Here is a 13,846-nt window from a genome sequence, read left to right as displayed (position 1 = left end):
TTGTCTTCGGCATAAATTACGATATGGATATCGAAGAGTGACCGCAACTCTTCGGAAAATGGGACTGTGTGTGAATCATAAAAAAGTATTACGAATCATGAGACAAAATCAGATTCTCTCAAAAGTTCGTCGAAAGAAAAAGAAATATATCAGTGGTGCGGAGCCAGTAGTAGCGCCTCATCGATTGGAACGCCAATTCGATGCATCCGCACCAAATGAAAAGTGGTTTACGGATGTGACATATCTATTATTTGGAGAGCGTACCTTGTATTTATCAACGATTATGGATGCCTTTAATCGTGAAATTATTAGTTATGTCATCAGCGAGTCCCAAGCACTGCCATTAGCAATGAAGACATTAAAACAAGCAATGAGAGGGCGAAAAGTAAAAGATGTCCTTCTTCACTCAGATCAAGGAAGTATTTATACAGCGAAGGAATTTCAAGCATATGCCAAAGAAAACGGCATTATCACCAGCATGTCCCGGAGAGGAAATTGCCATGATAATGCCGTCATGGAAAGCTTCTTTAGTCATTTAAAAAGTGAAGCTTTCTATTCACAAGAGATAACAAAAGTATCCAACACAACTGTGCGAAAGATTGTGCTAGAATACATTCATTACTACAATTGTGTGCGAATTCAAGAAAAATTAAACCACCTATCCCCTAAAGAATTTAGGGAACAAGTGGTTTAGGTGTTTTGATAGGTGTCCCGTTTTCGGGGTTCACTTCAATTGAGGGCGGTTTTCATTATTATACTAGGGCTTCTACTGTATGAAATGATTGTCCTTTCGTGCCAATAATACCGAAAATCGGTAAATCACTAAGCACCACTTCTTCTTGCTGTTTCATAAAAGATGACGTTAATTGTTTTATCTCTATCCAAACGTCATTAATACAAAGTACATTGGAATCGTTCTCTTGTTGGCGAGAAAAAATAGAATCTATTTTATATAAACCAGCATTTTGAAAAAGCATGTCAATGCGACTGAATGCATTCAAAGTAATGCTAATAACGCGTTGCCAATCTCCTTGCTTTTCCATATCATAGAATACAAAAAGGGCTTCTCCGCCTAGATTCGTAATTTCCTCCACTGTTGCTTGTCCACTTTCTTGATCAATGTCCGTCACAATTACTTTTGAGCCTTGTTTAGCCAACAAAAGAGCTGTATTACGTCCAATACCGATGCCACCGCCAGTTACGATAGCAACTTTTCCTGCAAGCTTCATTTTCATTACCCCTTCTATAAGTCTTACCGTCATTCAGTATACTCCTTTATGAGATTATTCTGCAAGCAAGAAAAATTGCTATTCGATTTGTAAACGTTTACTTTTTATCCTTCTTTTTTCTTACTCTTACGCTGATCAAGAACTAGACCGATAAAAATGAGAATGCCCCAAAAAATTATGCTACCTCCTGTCATCTCAACTTCCCCCTTATTATATAAAGTAAAACTTTAATCAGCCCCAAATGGTGAGATAAAGATATTATTTTTAATCATTATACCATTATCTTAATTTTCAATCTATTATAAATAGAAATGACACATTTTAGCTTTTCCTCACTGTGAATATTCACAATATACTTATAAAATAAAAAAAGACCCTTATATATATAAAAAGGGTTTTTTTTATTTTATTATACAAGACTTATTATTTTCGTCTTTGTAATTAAGTCCTGAAAACCGCAATTGTCTTTGCGGAACAACATCATATATACGTTACATATTAATGGAATTCCTAATAGCAATACGTTCGGTAATAACACTACAAAAAATCTTATAATTAATGTTTGCAACGTTAGCTTTTCACTCTTCAATGAAATTAATTTTATTCTCGTTACCTTTTTGCCAAGTGTAACACCGTTCCAAATAAAGGGTAATACAATAAAATATATCGCCATTAATATGAAAACTACTGCGAAATCATATCTAAAATCACCTAAGCTTATATTAAAGCGCTTAAACATAGCACTATAGTTTCCGGTCATAATAGCTACTACTGCACCATACATAACCGAGATTAAAAACATGTCAATTAGGGAAGCACCTATGCGATTCATTACAAGCGCTGGACGATGCATCTTTAACTTCATTTTATGTCGACTCCTTCATATCCTTCTTTACCCGTCTCATCGTACCACTTCTAAAAAACATTGTAAACTAGCGTTTCTCTTACTTTTCTTGTACAATTTGTTACAATAGCATTATAAAGGAGGTTCCCATATTGAAAAAATGGATAATCCTATTCATCGCCTTCCTATTAACTGGTTGTGCAGGAAACACAAGTCACTTAACTTATACGGTTAACGATGAATACGAACTCATACGTACTTCTGGAAATGCATTTGAACTTTTCCCCTCGCAAGATGCTGTATATGCCACACAATACATCCCTGCAAAAATTACAGACATTGCTTGGGATGATAAATACATTATTGCAAAACAAACTGAGGAAAAATCAGATCCAAATAACCCTGACGCAGCAATTGCAAATAAAAAAAGTGAACATTATTGGATTATTGACGTAAAGCACAATAAACGTTTCGGTCCCTACAATGAAAAGCAATTTAACGAACAAAAAGATGCGTTTAAAATTAAGGTGCCTTTTCAAAATGTAGATTCATACATAAAAGAAATAAAAAAACAGTCAGCATAATATTTGAGTGCTGACTGTTTTTCTTACATTATTTTAAAAACACCTTACTCCGAAAGTGAGATATTAAACGTTTGTGACTCTTTTACAACATCTTGTGTTTCAGAATCTCCTGCAAGTAAATCATCAGTTGTAAACTGAATATCCTTTACTTTGTCTTTTCCATCGTCAAGTATTAAACCAATAATACCATCTCTTGTTTCACCAGGCTTATAGTCTTCTCTTGACACATTTTTTGTACCAACTAACGTATCTTCATCATATAAAAAGTTTTGAGTCGCTACTTTAAAATGTTGCTTACCATTAATCATAACATCATTCATAGAGAAAAATTGCATATTTTTATTCCCGCTATTCTCCACTTTATATGTAATCTCAACATAACGAATTGTATTACTAATCTCTGTTCCACTTAGCGATGCATATAATTCTGCATCTTCTTGGCTTACTTTATCCCCTAATCTACGTTTTACTTCTTCAGGAGTTAGTGCCGTGTATACTTTCAATGTATTTTTTGCTTTTTCACTCATCTGTGATAAAGAGATTACTTTCACATCTTGTACGTGAATTTTCATTGGCGCTACTTCAAATGTTTGATTCACAGAGTGCATCTGCTCTAACTTGAAAGTACCCCATCCTGTTTCTTTCACTTTTTGTCCTACTTTTTTCAGCTCACGCCCACCATATTCTTTCGTTTCAGGAATAGATTCTTTCTTCTTCGGTTCAGCTTTCTTTTCTTCTTGATGGAAGCAACCACTTAACATAAGAAGAAAACTACATAAAACAAAAATACTTTTCCATGCTTTCATCATTTCATTTCTCCTAACACTATCATTCATGAATATAAAATTAGTCCCTTGCCTTGTAAACTATAGAAACAATGAAAAGTCCACAAAATGAACTTGTCAGTCCAGATACTATTATACCTCCAATTTGGAAAATATGAAAATAGGGATCTAGGAACGCATGCACGATAAATATAATAGTTGCCACAACAATTACTGAAATCCAATACTTTCTTTTTTCCGAAGCTAAAATAAGATCTTTACCCATTCCATTTCTATACTTCCATAAAACGTATACTAATAATAGAAAACCAATACATGTACTTCCATGTTGCATATATTTATAAACAGGGATACCGTACCATTCTCTTTGCAATAATGGTATTTTCATAACAAAATAGCCTGTCTTATGAGTGAATGCATCCCAAACAACATGCGTTAACATACCGAATAATGCTGAATAACAAAATACAAAAAGATCCTCCCATGTATGAAGCCCCCATCTCTTGTCTATTGCATATGTATAGTAGCCAGCAAATGGTTTAGGTAAATGTGTTATAAAAGGCTTTTTTAAAACGTAATGATATATACATGCTAATAAGAAGACAAGTGGTAAATTTAAATATAAGAACCCAAGCCACGTATGCCCAATAACACCATACGGTCTAAAGTGTAAAAAATATTCAAAGTCAGGCGCCATACTACCTAATATAAGAGCCGTTACGGAAATATGTTTAGAATGCTTTTTAGCCAAAGGAAGAACCGCTGCTGGATGTGCAAATGTAAACGGCATGTTTTAACTCCTTCTCACATTTTCAATAGAATACCATCTATCATAACGAGAGAATAGATCTTCATGCAATATTTATTTTCACATTGGAATATGATAGTTTAAATGATATAATCCACATAAAATATTCAGAAAATAAGGAAGGGATTCAGGTGTCATTAACACTTGTATTTGCTGCCTTTTTAGATTCAAAATCCGTTATGAATTGAGGTTTATATATTGATTGACGTACCCTTTTTACAAAATGTCACATTAAAAAAAGAAAATATCCCTAGTTTTTCCGCATATCCTTACTGCTTACCCGCTATCCGAACATTACAATCACTAGCTTTCCATCCAAATGTAACATTCATTATTGGAGAAAACGGAACGGGTAAATCAACATTACTTGAAGGAATTGCAATTGCGTTAGGTTTTAATGCAGAAGGTGGAACGAAGAATTTCCGCTTTAGCACAAACGATTCACATTCATCTTTACATGAATATCTACGAATTTCCAAAAGTTTCAATACACCAAGCGACGGTTTCTTTCTTCGCGCTGAATCATTTTATAACGTCGCTTCTTATATTGATGAAATAGATGCTATAAAATCTTATGGCGGCGTTTCACTTCACGAGCAATCACATGGTGAATCATTCTTTTCCTTATTTATGAACCGTTTTTCAGGACAAGGTTTATACATTTTAGATGAGCCTGAGGCCGCTCTATCACCTATGAGACAACTTTCCATGCTCATTCGAATGCATGAACTAGCGGAACAAGGTTCACAATTTGTTATTGCGACGCATTCTCCTATTTTAATGGCTTACCCTGAATCTACTATATACTCTTTAACACAAGAGGGGATTCACGAATCCACATTAGAAGAAACCGAGCATTATCAAACGACGAAACTTTTCTTTGAAAATCGTGATCGATTATTTCATCATCTATTTGAGTCATAAAAAAAGAAGCAGCAATAGCTGCTTCTTTTTTATAGTGCTTCTATAAATAAGGCAACCCCGATACCGCCACCGACGCATAAAGAGGCAATTCCTTTTTCTAACCCACGTCTTTTTAATTCGTGAATTAAACTTACCGTAATACGAGCCCCTGTACAACCAATTGGATGCCCAAGTCCTACGCCACTACCGTTTACGTTCACTTTTTCACGGTCTAAGCCTAACTCTTTCTCTACAGCTAAATATTGAGCCGCGAAAGCTTCATTAATTTCAAGTAAATCTGCATCTTCCAATGACCAATCTACTTTTTCTAAACCTTTACGAATTGCTGGTGCTGGTCCAATACCCATAATTTTTGGATCTACTCCAGCTACTGAATATCCAACAATTCTAGCTAACGGTTGTAAACCTTTTTCTTTCGCTTTTTCTTCGCTCATTAATACTAGAACTGCACTCCCGTCATTAAGGCCAGATGCATTTCCCGCAGTCACTGATCCATCTTTACGGAATGCCGGCTTCAATCCAGCTAATTTTTCAGCTGTAATATCTGCACGTGGATGTTCATCCTTCGAAAATACAACTTCTTTTCTACGCTCTTTTATTGTAATAGGAACAATTTGATCGTCAAAGTATCCAGACTCGATTGCCTTCAGTGCCAATGTATGACTGCGAAGAGCAACTTCATCTTGTTCCTCTCTTGTAATTTCATATTGTTCAACTAAATTTTCCGCTGTTTCACCCATCATAATATGGTGAATCGGATCTTCTAACACTTCCCACACCGTGTCACGAATTTCTCCGTGCTGTAGACGTTGTCCCCAGCGGTGCTGTTTCAATGCATAAGGGCTCGAACTCATCGCTTCTACTCCACCTGCAACAACAACATCACTTACACCTAACTGGATTTGCATTGCAGCTGACATAATTGCTTGCATACCTGAAGAACATTGACGTTGGATTGTATATCCCGTAACTGTGTCAGGAAATCCTGCCGCTAATGCAGCTGTTCTCGCCGTATTTGCTTCATCAGTTCTTTGAATACAATGACCTAAAATTACTTCATCAACTTCATGTGGTTCTACCCCGCCTCGTTTTACAGCTTCCTGAAGTACAGGAACAGCTAATTCTACTGGCGTTACATTTTTTAGCGCTCCTCCAAAAGTTCCAATTGGCGAACGAACTGCAGCTGTAATAACAACATTATGCATTTTGTACTTGCCCCTCTCTTATGTACCCTAGTAAGTTTTTAGGTGAAATTCCATAAGATGTATATCTACAACTATCATACTATAAACATACTAAAAAATCAAAATATTTAATATAATAAAAATAGAAGGAATTAACCTTCTATTCTGTCAGTGCATATAAAAACTTTTGTAAAATTTTCTCTGTCGTTTCATTCAATTTTGGCAACTTATCTACTGGAAAATATTGAAGTTTCAACCCTTCATGATCGAGCTTTAATTCCCCACTCACATGATGTGCCTGATACAGATGAATGACATTGAAAATTTCATCGCCATTCGGATAACGGAAATATACTTCTTTTCCTGATAGAACACCAAGAAATTGCATTATTTTTGCAGTTAACCCCGTTTCCTCAAATAACTCTCTACGTGCCGTTTCTTCTGTCGTTTCACCCAGTTCCATCGCCCCGCCAGGTACACCCCAATCATATGTATCTGAACGATATTGAAGCAATACTTCTTGATTATCATTTAATATAATGATTGCTGATCCTACGAGAATAAGCGGTCTTGTACCAACGACTTTTCGTAACTCTTCAATATACCCCATATGTAAATTCCCCTTTCCCTAACCTCCCTTATCATAACAAAATTTCTCTCTTTTTGTTCATGTAATTTTAAAGAAAAAAAGGAAGCTTTCGCCTCCATTTTTTCACCTTTATTTCTTAAAACTTTCATATTTTACAGCTTCAAAAGCTTCCTCAATTTCATCATTACGATAATGGACATATGTAAAACGGCCCAATTCTACTAACCTTGCTATTTCCTGTAACGCTTTATGCTGCTCATATGTTTCTTTCAGCTTAATATGTACATAAAACTTCATTAAAGGATGTTCATATAAAGGTTCTCCCACCTCTACATATACATCTTCAACCCCTTGTACAACTCTTACATAACTCGCAAATTGATAAAGTGCTTCTCTGTCTGAAACGATTTTTAATGTATACATATATTCTCCCCCTTTCCTTTACTATATCAAAAAGACGACCACACAATGTTATAGAACTATGAAATTTTTTCGACTTGTCATCTATATATTCAATAAAGAAGGCGTTTATCCATACATGACATCTTTTTCCCACATATATTATAGGAAGAACTTTTTTCATTTGAGGTGTTCCTTATGGATCCATACGTCAATATATGTATTTGTATTACTCCCGGTGCCGATATTTCTGATGACCGCATCGCAAAAGATTTAGCTGTTGCAGAATCAATTTGGCACCCCATTACATTTCAAATTCAAGAAGTAATTGTATTAAATGAACTTTTCCGTTTTTTTGACCGTGAAATCAGTTATAAAAATTCCATTCAAAGTCAAGAAAAGTTGGCATCCTTTTTCCAAACATGTGTAAATGAAGCTCCTGAATGCGACCTTTATATTTGTTATATTGGCAGTGATTATTTCAAAGAAACAGCAGTAATTGCCTGCGCTTATTCTTTAGCAAAACAACAGCAACTTACTGGCTATATCGTTTTAACAAATTCGGCTGCCCCTATGAAAAATATATATACGCTCGCTCACGAAATCGGTCATATTTTATTTACAAGACGTATTCATGGAAAACTTACTCATGCAGATCCTCATTCTCCAACCGGCTCGGAGCACCACCCTTCTCCAACAAATCTTATGTATCCGATAGTCCCTCGTCCAGAAAACGTTCATATTCATTCCTTATTAACAACAGAACAAAAAGCGCTCTCTTTACAAAGCTCTTTACTACAAAGAAAAAAACAGTAACCCTCATGTTACTGTTTAAAACAACTTGTTCCAATCAACAAACCAAATTCCGGCTGCTAGAAATAAAAATAGACAACTAAATGTAAATGTAAATGTAATCCCTCTAAAAATCCCTATATAATATTTCTTTGGAAATAATTTTTGGTATATCCAGAGCAGCCGCTTTCCTATTAAACCGAAAAACAGAATATATCCTGATGTGTAATCTAATATATTAATAAAATAGTCAACATATATCCTTTTTATAAAAGAGTTATTGTTAGGTTAACCTTAGAAAACTACTACTCAATTTACCTATAAATAATACTGTCTCTCTTTTTATTCGTATACTTTCCTTTTTCTAATTTTATATGAATTTTCAAAAGCATATAAATAACAATGAAAAGAATTATTTGTTGTACATACATTCCAATAATACTTGATAAATCTATCATTACGAATACATATTCCAATGCAATTGGAACTAGTAAATACGCCAAAGTAAACCAACCACCAAATTTAATATTTACAATAGCTGCAAATAGAACTACTATTCCAACAAGAATGAAGCTTTCTGTCGCAGTAAATTTAATAAATGTTGTACCATAAAAATTATTTAATAATGCAATACTGAAAATTGATAAAAACCATATCGCACCACTTATATACATAATTAAAAATTCAGTTCTTTTACGCTTAAATGAGGCTGTTCTCATGCCACATATTAATAAACTAATTCCTACAAAAATCATAATTGGATATCCGATTAATTCAATTAAAGAATAAGACAAACGATGGTCGACTTCACTAAAAAATACACTCTTCATCATCGTGAATGCTAATAAATTTATAATGAAATAAAGCAATAATTTATAATTCCCTTTTTTATCAACTTCCATCTCTTTGGCAAGTTGATTTGCATACTCTTTTGGAGCATGACCGAATATATCATTTACACTCTTCCCTCTCTTTTCTCCTTCTATTAAATGAACTTCCGCATCTTCTATAAAGAAAATAATATCAGCTTCTCTAATGCCCTTTGTTCGTAAATACCCTTGAGTATCATCTAAAAACTTTTGCCCTTCATTCGATAGCACTTTTATCACCCCCTTATTTAACCATTTCTCTTCTATTCGTCTTCATCATAATTTCAAAGAAAATTAAAATAAACAAACTTCCGTATAAACATATAATTTGAAATAACATTGGCATGAGATCTTCAGATGTAAATGTTTTAAACATTAACATAATAGAAAGCGGAATGATTAAATATAAGTTTTTAAACCATCCTTCAAAATATATATTTATAGCTACTGTGATCATAAAAATCCCACCAGCTACTATATAACTTTGGACTTCGGTGAATGTGAGCATTTTTGTAGGATATATCACATCTAATATCGTAACAGCTCCTAATAAAAACAATGGAGCAATCATAACTAAAGACCACATGGAAAACCATGTTTTTGTAAAGCTTGTGACGAAGGTCATTTTGCGAAGTAGAAAATTAGGACCTATAACAACTAAAATCAATGAAAAACTGTAACCGATACACTGAATAAGTGAAATCTGTAACATTCCATTATTCACTATTAAGATAGAAGCAATAATCCAAAAAGATACGATATTCATTACTGTAAAACCAATTTGCTTCCGCGTTTCCTGTCTATCTCTTTCCATCACTTTTACAAGTTCATTTGCATATTCTTTCGGTGAGCTTCCGAAAATATCTTCTACACTCTTCCCCTCACTCTCACCTTCTATTAAATGAAGTTCTGCGTCTTCTAAAAAGTTTTCAATATCACTTTCTTTCACACTCTTTGCCGTCAAAAATAATCTCATATCTAACAAAAACTTTCGTGCTTCACTTGATAACATTATTTTCTCCTTCCCTTCCCTTCAAGTAGACGTTCTACACTACTTTGCATCGCTTCCCAGCGATCCATAAATTCATCAAGTGCTTCCTCGCCTTTTTCTGTTAATGTGTAATATTTTCTCTTTGGACCAGATGGAGATTCCTTCATTACGCTTGTTATTAATCCTTCTTTTTGCATTCGTATTAATAACGGATAAATACTTCCCTCACTCGCCATTGTAAAACCATACTTTGCTAGCTTCTCACTCATTTCATAACCGTATATTTCGCCTTCAGAAATAATAGCAAGTAAGCATCCTTCTAAGATCCCTTTCAGCATTTGACTTGTCGACATAATTCAAATCCTCCTACTATCTTGTTTTACAAGATAGATAAGCGTAAGTATCTTGCTTTACAAAATAGTATAGCAAAGACTATTTTGCAAAACAAGATAGCTAACGATATTTTTTCCAAATGTTTGCAGGATTTTCATTATAACCTCTCTAAATAGAGCACTATGAAAACTTTATTATGAAGGGATGTTTTTCATCATGGTTACAAATCGAGTTGTCTTTTTAACAGGTGCTGCGAGTGGTATTGGATATGAAATGGGAAATGCTTTTGCAAAAGAAGGTGCAAAAGTTGTGATTACTGATCGTCTTGAAGAACGTGCGAAAGAAGCTGCTGAGCAATTGCAAAGTGAAGGTTTTCAAGCTATCGGTTTAAAATGTGACGTTACATCTGAAGAGGAAATTACAGCATCAATTTCTCAAACAGTTAGTCATTTCGGTTCATTAGATATATTAATTAACAACGCAGGAATGCAACACGTTTCACCCATTGAAGACTTTCCAACGGAAAAGTTTGAGCTACTAATTCAAATTATGCAAATTGCTCCGTTTATCGCAATTAAGCATGCCTTTCCGATTATGAAACAACAAAAATATGGTCGTATTATTAATGTCGCTTCTATTAACGGCCTTGTCGGGTTTGCTGGAAAAGCTGCCTACAATAGTGCAAAACATGGCGTAATTGGATTAACAAAAGTTGCCGCTTTAGAAGGTGCTACGCATGGTATTACTGTTAATGCCCTTTGCCCTGGTTATGTCGATACCCCTCTTGTACGTAATCAACTACAAGACTTAGCTACTACACGAAATGTACCACTTGAAAATGTTTTAGAAGATGTTATTTATCCACTCGTCCCACAAAAGCGCTTATTACAAGTACAAGAAATCGCTGATTATGCTATGTTTTTAGCGAGTGAAAAAGCTAAAGGTATAACTGGTCAAGCTGTCGTTATCGATGGTGGCTATACTGCTCAATAAAAAATAAAGTTTGCTCAAGAAGAGCAAACTTTATTTTTTATTGCGAGGATCTTCGTACTTTAGTAATTGTCGCGGGAGCTTCTCAATTGCAACAATTACCCCCTCTAATTTACTTTCAATACGGTGGAGTAAATATAATGTTACAACAATTGGAAACCCTACATTACCTATCATCTTGATCCACTCTTCCATCCTCTTCTCCTCCTTTCATTATATAAGTAAGAGAAAACAATGCATTTAGGCATAAAAAAACAAGCTATTATGTATTAGCCTGTTTTTCAAATAATGATGCAATTTCTCTTTTATAATCCCCGCTTATAATACCTTTCTCAGTAATAATTCCTGTAATTAATTCGTTCGGTGTTACGTCAAATGCAGGGTTATAAACATTCGTTCCAATTGGTGCTACTTGTTTTCCAAAGATTTTCGTAACTTCTGTTTCATCTCTTTCTTCAATAATTATTTCGGCTCCAGTTTCTTTCCTAACATCAAATGTTGACAGTGGTGCAGCAACATAAAATGGGATATCAAAGTGCTTTGCTAAAATAGCTAAATTCATTGTCCCTATTTTATTTGCCGTATCTCCATTTGCGACAATTCGATCCGCCCCTACAATAATTGCATTTATTTCTTTCGTTTGAATAGCATGAGCTGCAGTATTATCTGTAATAAGGGTCACATCAATATTTGCTTGCTTCAATTCCCAGGTCGTTAAGCGACCACCTTGTAAAACTGGTCTCGTTTCACACGCATATGCATGTAAACGCACACCTTTCTCTTTTCCAATATAAAAGGGAGCTAATGCAGTTCCATATCTGGCAGTTGCGATACTTCCAGCGTTACAGATTGTTAAAATATTATCGCCATCTTTAAAACATGTTAACGCATATTCCCCAATATTTCGGCACACCTCTTCATCTTCCTGCTGAATGCGAAGCGCTTCTTCTTCTAATGTTTTTTGTGCTTCTTTTATTGTAGTAATCTCTCGAATAGATTCTCTCATACGATCAATTGCCCAAAATAAATTTACTGCTGTCGGGCGTGACGTTCCTAAATAATTACAATCTCTATTAAACTTCTTTTGAAATTCTTCAATATGTACAGTTTTATATTTTTTTGATGCAAGCGCCAAGCCAAATGCAGCTACAATTCCAATTGCAGGCGCTCCTCGTACTTCTAACATTACGATGCTTTTCCAAACCTCTTCAATAGTCGTCAATGTTTTGTATTCTGTGCTATGCGGCAATTTCGTTTGATTTAATACCGCAATTGCATCACCTTTCCAGCTTACAGATCTCGGAACAGTAACAATTGTACTCACGCTTTTACGCCCCCTGAAACTGTCTGTTGAAATAATGTTCGAAACAGTTGAATATCAGCACTTTTAGATTCATATTTTATTAGTTCTTTACCTAAGGATAGCGCTTGTTTCTTAGCTTGAATTCTTGTTTCTTTATTTTCTATTTCATCTAAATCTGCTACATGAGCTAAACCAATTGTTCTACGAATCAGTTCACATCCGGCAAATCCAACTGCATCAGTAAAGATATTTTGCAAAATAATTGGTAACCATTGTTTTTCTTTCGTATATGCTTCTACACCTTCTCCAATCCATAATTTTGTAAAAGTTTCTACAAAATAACTCCACGTCTTTTCTATATGGAAAAATAGTACACTTCTTTTTTCTTCTTCTCTAGATAAAGCATTTAGTAATAGATTTGCAATAAATTGACCTATGTCAAATCCAAATGGGCCATATGTCGCAAATTCTGGATCAATCACTTTCGTTTCAGAAGGTGACGAAAAAATACTACCAGTATGTAAATCACCATGAATAAGAGTTTCTTTCCTTGTTAAGAACTTATATTTATATTGTGCTACTTTTAGTTTTAAAGTTTTATCACTCCAAAGTTCATCAACCACGAGCTGTAAATCTGGCTCATAATCATTTGTATCATAATGTCCAAACGGATCTGTAAACACTAATTCCTCTGTAATTTTACAAAGGTCCGGATTTACAAAGGTACCTTCTAGTACCCTCTTCTCTTCTGACTGTAAACCAAAATCTGAAGTGTAAAATAAAACATGTGCTAGAAAACGGCCGATATGCTGGGATAAAAGCGGATATTCTTCTCCGTCTATTAATCCTTTTCTTGTAATTGTTAGTCTTGATAAGTCTTCTATTACCGTTATCGCTAACTCTTCATCATGACTGTACACTACTGGAACATAATCCGGTACATACTGCGCAAAAATTTGTAATGCCTTGCTTTCAATCGTTGCTCTTTTTATAGACAATGGCCAGCTTTCACCAACTACTTTCGCATAAGGCAGTGCTTGTTTTATTATAATTGATTTCTCTCCATCATCTAATTTGAACACGTAATTTAAGTTTCCGTCTCCAATTTCATGACAAACTACATTTGCCTTCGCTTCAAAATAGCCATGATCTTTCGCATATTGTACAGCTGTTATTTCTGTTAATGAATAATATCCCATCGTCTTCTCCCCCTTTTTAAATT

Annotated in this window: 20 protein-coding genes; 5 read left to right on the top strand and 15 right to left on the bottom strand. The window is 34.6% G+C overall.

Translation table 11 applies throughout. The features are described 5' to 3' along the window. Nucleotides 1-694 (top strand): IS3 family transposase (locus ACO6VI_RS09780; RefSeq protein ID WP_422422957.1); only part of this gene is annotated, 694 nt, incomplete at its 5' end. Nucleotides 695-752: 58 nt separating this feature from the next. Here ACO6VI_RS09780 and ACO6VI_RS09775 read toward each other — a convergent pair. The 3 genes from ACO6VI_RS09775 to ACO6VI_RS09765 all read right to left on the bottom strand — a co-directional run bounded on the left by ACO6VI_RS09775 (nt 753) and on the right by ACO6VI_RS09765 (nt 2,094). Then, complete coding sequence (locus tag ACO6VI_RS09775) at nt 753-1,262, bottom strand: SDR family NAD(P)-dependent oxidoreductase (protein ID WP_422423246.1); 510 nt, start codon at nt 1,260-1,262, stop codon at nt 753-755. Between the two features lie 71 nt (nt 1,263-1,333). Then, nucleotides 1,334-1,423 (bottom strand): hypothetical protein, encoded by a 90-nt coding sequence (locus tag ACO6VI_RS09770; protein ID WP_000145638.1) that lies wholly within the window; start codon nt 1,421-1,423, stop codon nt 1,334-1,336. Nucleotides 1,424-1,638: 215 nt separating this feature from the next. Further along, complete coding sequence (locus ACO6VI_RS09765) at nt 1,639-2,094, bottom strand: RDD family protein (RefSeq protein WP_000769080.1); 456 nt, start codon at nt 2,092-2,094, stop codon at nt 1,639-1,641. A 131-nt stretch (nt 2,095-2,225) separates the two neighbouring features. Between ACO6VI_RS09765 and ACO6VI_RS09760 the strand changes: the two genes are divergently transcribed. Further along, nucleotides 2,226-2,657: a DUF3997 domain-containing protein gene (locus ACO6VI_RS09760; protein WP_063548543.1), complete on the top strand. Its 432-nt coding sequence runs from the start codon at nt 2,226-2,228 to the stop codon at nt 2,655-2,657. 44 nt (nt 2,658-2,701) lie between these two features. Here ACO6VI_RS09760 and ACO6VI_RS09755 read toward each other — a convergent pair whose 3' ends face one another. Together ACO6VI_RS09755 and ACO6VI_RS09750 are read right to left on the bottom strand one after the other, a co-directional pair. After that, the gene (locus ACO6VI_RS09755; RefSeq protein ID WP_000973900.1) at nt 2,702-3,466 is read right to left on the bottom strand and encodes a hypothetical protein; all 765 of its coding nucleotides are present in this window, start codon (nt 3,464-3,466) and stop codon (nt 2,702-2,704) included. Between the two features lie 37 nt (nt 3,467-3,503). Further along, on the bottom strand, nt 3,504-4,232 hold the full coding sequence (locus ACO6VI_RS09750; protein ID WP_001116896.1) for a DUF4184 family protein: 729 nt from the start codon (nt 4,230-4,232) through the stop codon (nt 3,504-3,506). A 216-nt stretch (nt 4,233-4,448) separates the two neighbouring features. Between ACO6VI_RS09750 and ACO6VI_RS09745 the strand changes: the two genes are divergently transcribed. After that, complete coding sequence (locus ACO6VI_RS09745) at nt 4,449-5,174, top strand: AAA family ATPase (protein WP_000568005.1); 726 nt, start codon at nt 4,449-4,451, stop codon at nt 5,172-5,174. A gap of 29 nt (nt 5,175-5,203) precedes the next feature. On the opposite strand, the gene ACO6VI_RS09740 is transcribed toward ACO6VI_RS09745, so the two are convergent. From ACO6VI_RS09740 to ACO6VI_RS09730, 3 genes are all read right to left on the bottom strand, one after another. Then, nucleotides 5,204-6,379, bottom strand: coding sequence for an acetyl-CoA C-acetyltransferase (locus ACO6VI_RS09740; RefSeq protein ID WP_000552078.1), 1,176 nt, complete (start codon nt 6,377-6,379; stop codon nt 5,204-5,206). 139 nt (nt 6,380-6,518) lie between these two features. Continuing rightward, nucleotides 6,519-6,968 carry an NUDIX hydrolase gene (locus ACO6VI_RS09735; RefSeq protein WP_000540529.1) on the bottom strand — a complete coding sequence of 150 codons (450 nt, stop codon included), beginning with the start codon at nt 6,966-6,968 and terminating at the stop codon, nt 6,519-6,521. Between the two features lie 108 nt (nt 6,969-7,076). Then, on the bottom strand, nt 7,077-7,370 hold the full coding sequence (locus ACO6VI_RS09730; RefSeq protein ID WP_000288330.1) for a DUF3928 family protein: 294 nt from the start codon (nt 7,368-7,370) through the stop codon (nt 7,077-7,079). 174 nt (nt 7,371-7,544) lie between these two features. On the opposite strand from ACO6VI_RS09730, the gene ACO6VI_RS09725 reads away from it, so the two are divergent. Then, nucleotides 7,545-8,162, top strand: a complete 618-nt coding sequence (locus ACO6VI_RS09725) for an ImmA/IrrE family metallo-endopeptidase (RefSeq protein WP_000371606.1) — start codon at nt 7,545-7,547, stop codon at nt 8,160-8,162. 15 nt (nt 8,163-8,177) lie between these two features. Here ACO6VI_RS09725 and ACO6VI_RS09720 read toward each other — a convergent pair whose 3' ends face one another. Genes ACO6VI_RS09720 through ACO6VI_RS09705 form a run of 4 tightly spaced genes read right to left on the bottom strand, consistent with a single transcriptional unit; the run spans nt 8,178 to nt 10,351 of the window. Beyond that, on the bottom strand, nt 8,178-8,408 hold the full coding sequence (locus ACO6VI_RS09720; RefSeq protein ID WP_422423251.1) for a DNA-binding protein: 231 nt from the start codon (nt 8,406-8,408) through the stop codon (nt 8,178-8,180). 44 nt (nt 8,409-8,452) lie between these two features. Next, nucleotides 8,453-9,238, bottom strand: coding sequence for a DUF1129 domain-containing protein (locus ACO6VI_RS09715; RefSeq protein ID WP_161520093.1), 786 nt, complete (start codon nt 9,236-9,238; stop codon nt 8,453-8,455). Between the two features lie 13 nt (nt 9,239-9,251). Next, on the bottom strand, nt 9,252-10,019 hold the full coding sequence (locus ACO6VI_RS09710) for a DUF1129 domain-containing protein (RefSeq protein WP_161520092.1): 768 nt from the start codon (nt 10,017-10,019) through the stop codon (nt 9,252-9,254). Then, nucleotides 10,019-10,351, bottom strand: a complete 333-nt coding sequence (locus ACO6VI_RS09705; protein ID WP_000107977.1) for a PadR family transcriptional regulator — start codon at nt 10,349-10,351, stop codon at nt 10,019-10,021. The genes ACO6VI_RS09710 and ACO6VI_RS09705 overlap by 1 nt, the downstream gene beginning before the upstream one ends. A gap of 196 nt (nt 10,352-10,547) precedes the next feature. On the opposite strand from ACO6VI_RS09705, the gene ACO6VI_RS09700 reads away from it, so the two are divergent. After that, nucleotides 10,548-11,324 carry a 3-hydroxybutyrate dehydrogenase gene (locus ACO6VI_RS09700; RefSeq protein ID WP_161520091.1) on the top strand — a complete coding sequence of 259 codons (777 nt, stop codon included), beginning with the start codon at nt 10,548-10,550 and terminating at the stop codon, nt 11,322-11,324. Nucleotides 11,325-11,354: 30 nt separating this feature from the next. Here the strand turns inward: ACO6VI_RS09700 and ACO6VI_RS09695 are convergent, their stop codons facing one another. The 3 genes from ACO6VI_RS09695 to mtnK form a co-directional block, all read right to left on the bottom strand. Beyond that, a complete protein-coding gene (locus tag ACO6VI_RS09695) occupies nt 11,355-11,516 on the bottom strand; it encodes a YvrJ family protein (RefSeq protein WP_000393338.1) in 162 nt (53 codons plus the stop codon). Nucleotides 11,517-11,583: 67 nt separating this feature from the next. Continuing rightward, nucleotides 11,584-12,645: an S-methyl-5-thioribose-1-phosphate isomerase gene (gene mtnA, locus ACO6VI_RS09690; protein WP_161520090.1), complete on the bottom strand. Its 1,062-nt coding sequence runs from the start codon at nt 12,643-12,645 to the stop codon at nt 11,584-11,586. Next, nucleotides 12,642-13,823 carry an S-methyl-5-thioribose kinase gene (mtnK, locus tag ACO6VI_RS09685; protein ID WP_053563714.1) on the bottom strand — a complete coding sequence of 394 codons (1,182 nt, stop codon included), beginning with the start codon at nt 13,821-13,823 and terminating at the stop codon, nt 12,642-12,644. The genes mtnA and mtnK overlap by 4 nt, the downstream gene beginning before the upstream one ends. Nucleotides 13,824-13,846: the final 23 nt, after the last annotated feature.

Source organism: Bacillus sp. PSXD-155 (assembly GCF_049310765.1).
GTDB classification, from domain to species: Bacteria; Bacillota; Bacilli; order Bacillales; family Bacillaceae_G; genus Bacillus_A; species Bacillus_A cereus.
This window is presented reverse-complemented; position numbering and strand designations above follow the sequence as displayed.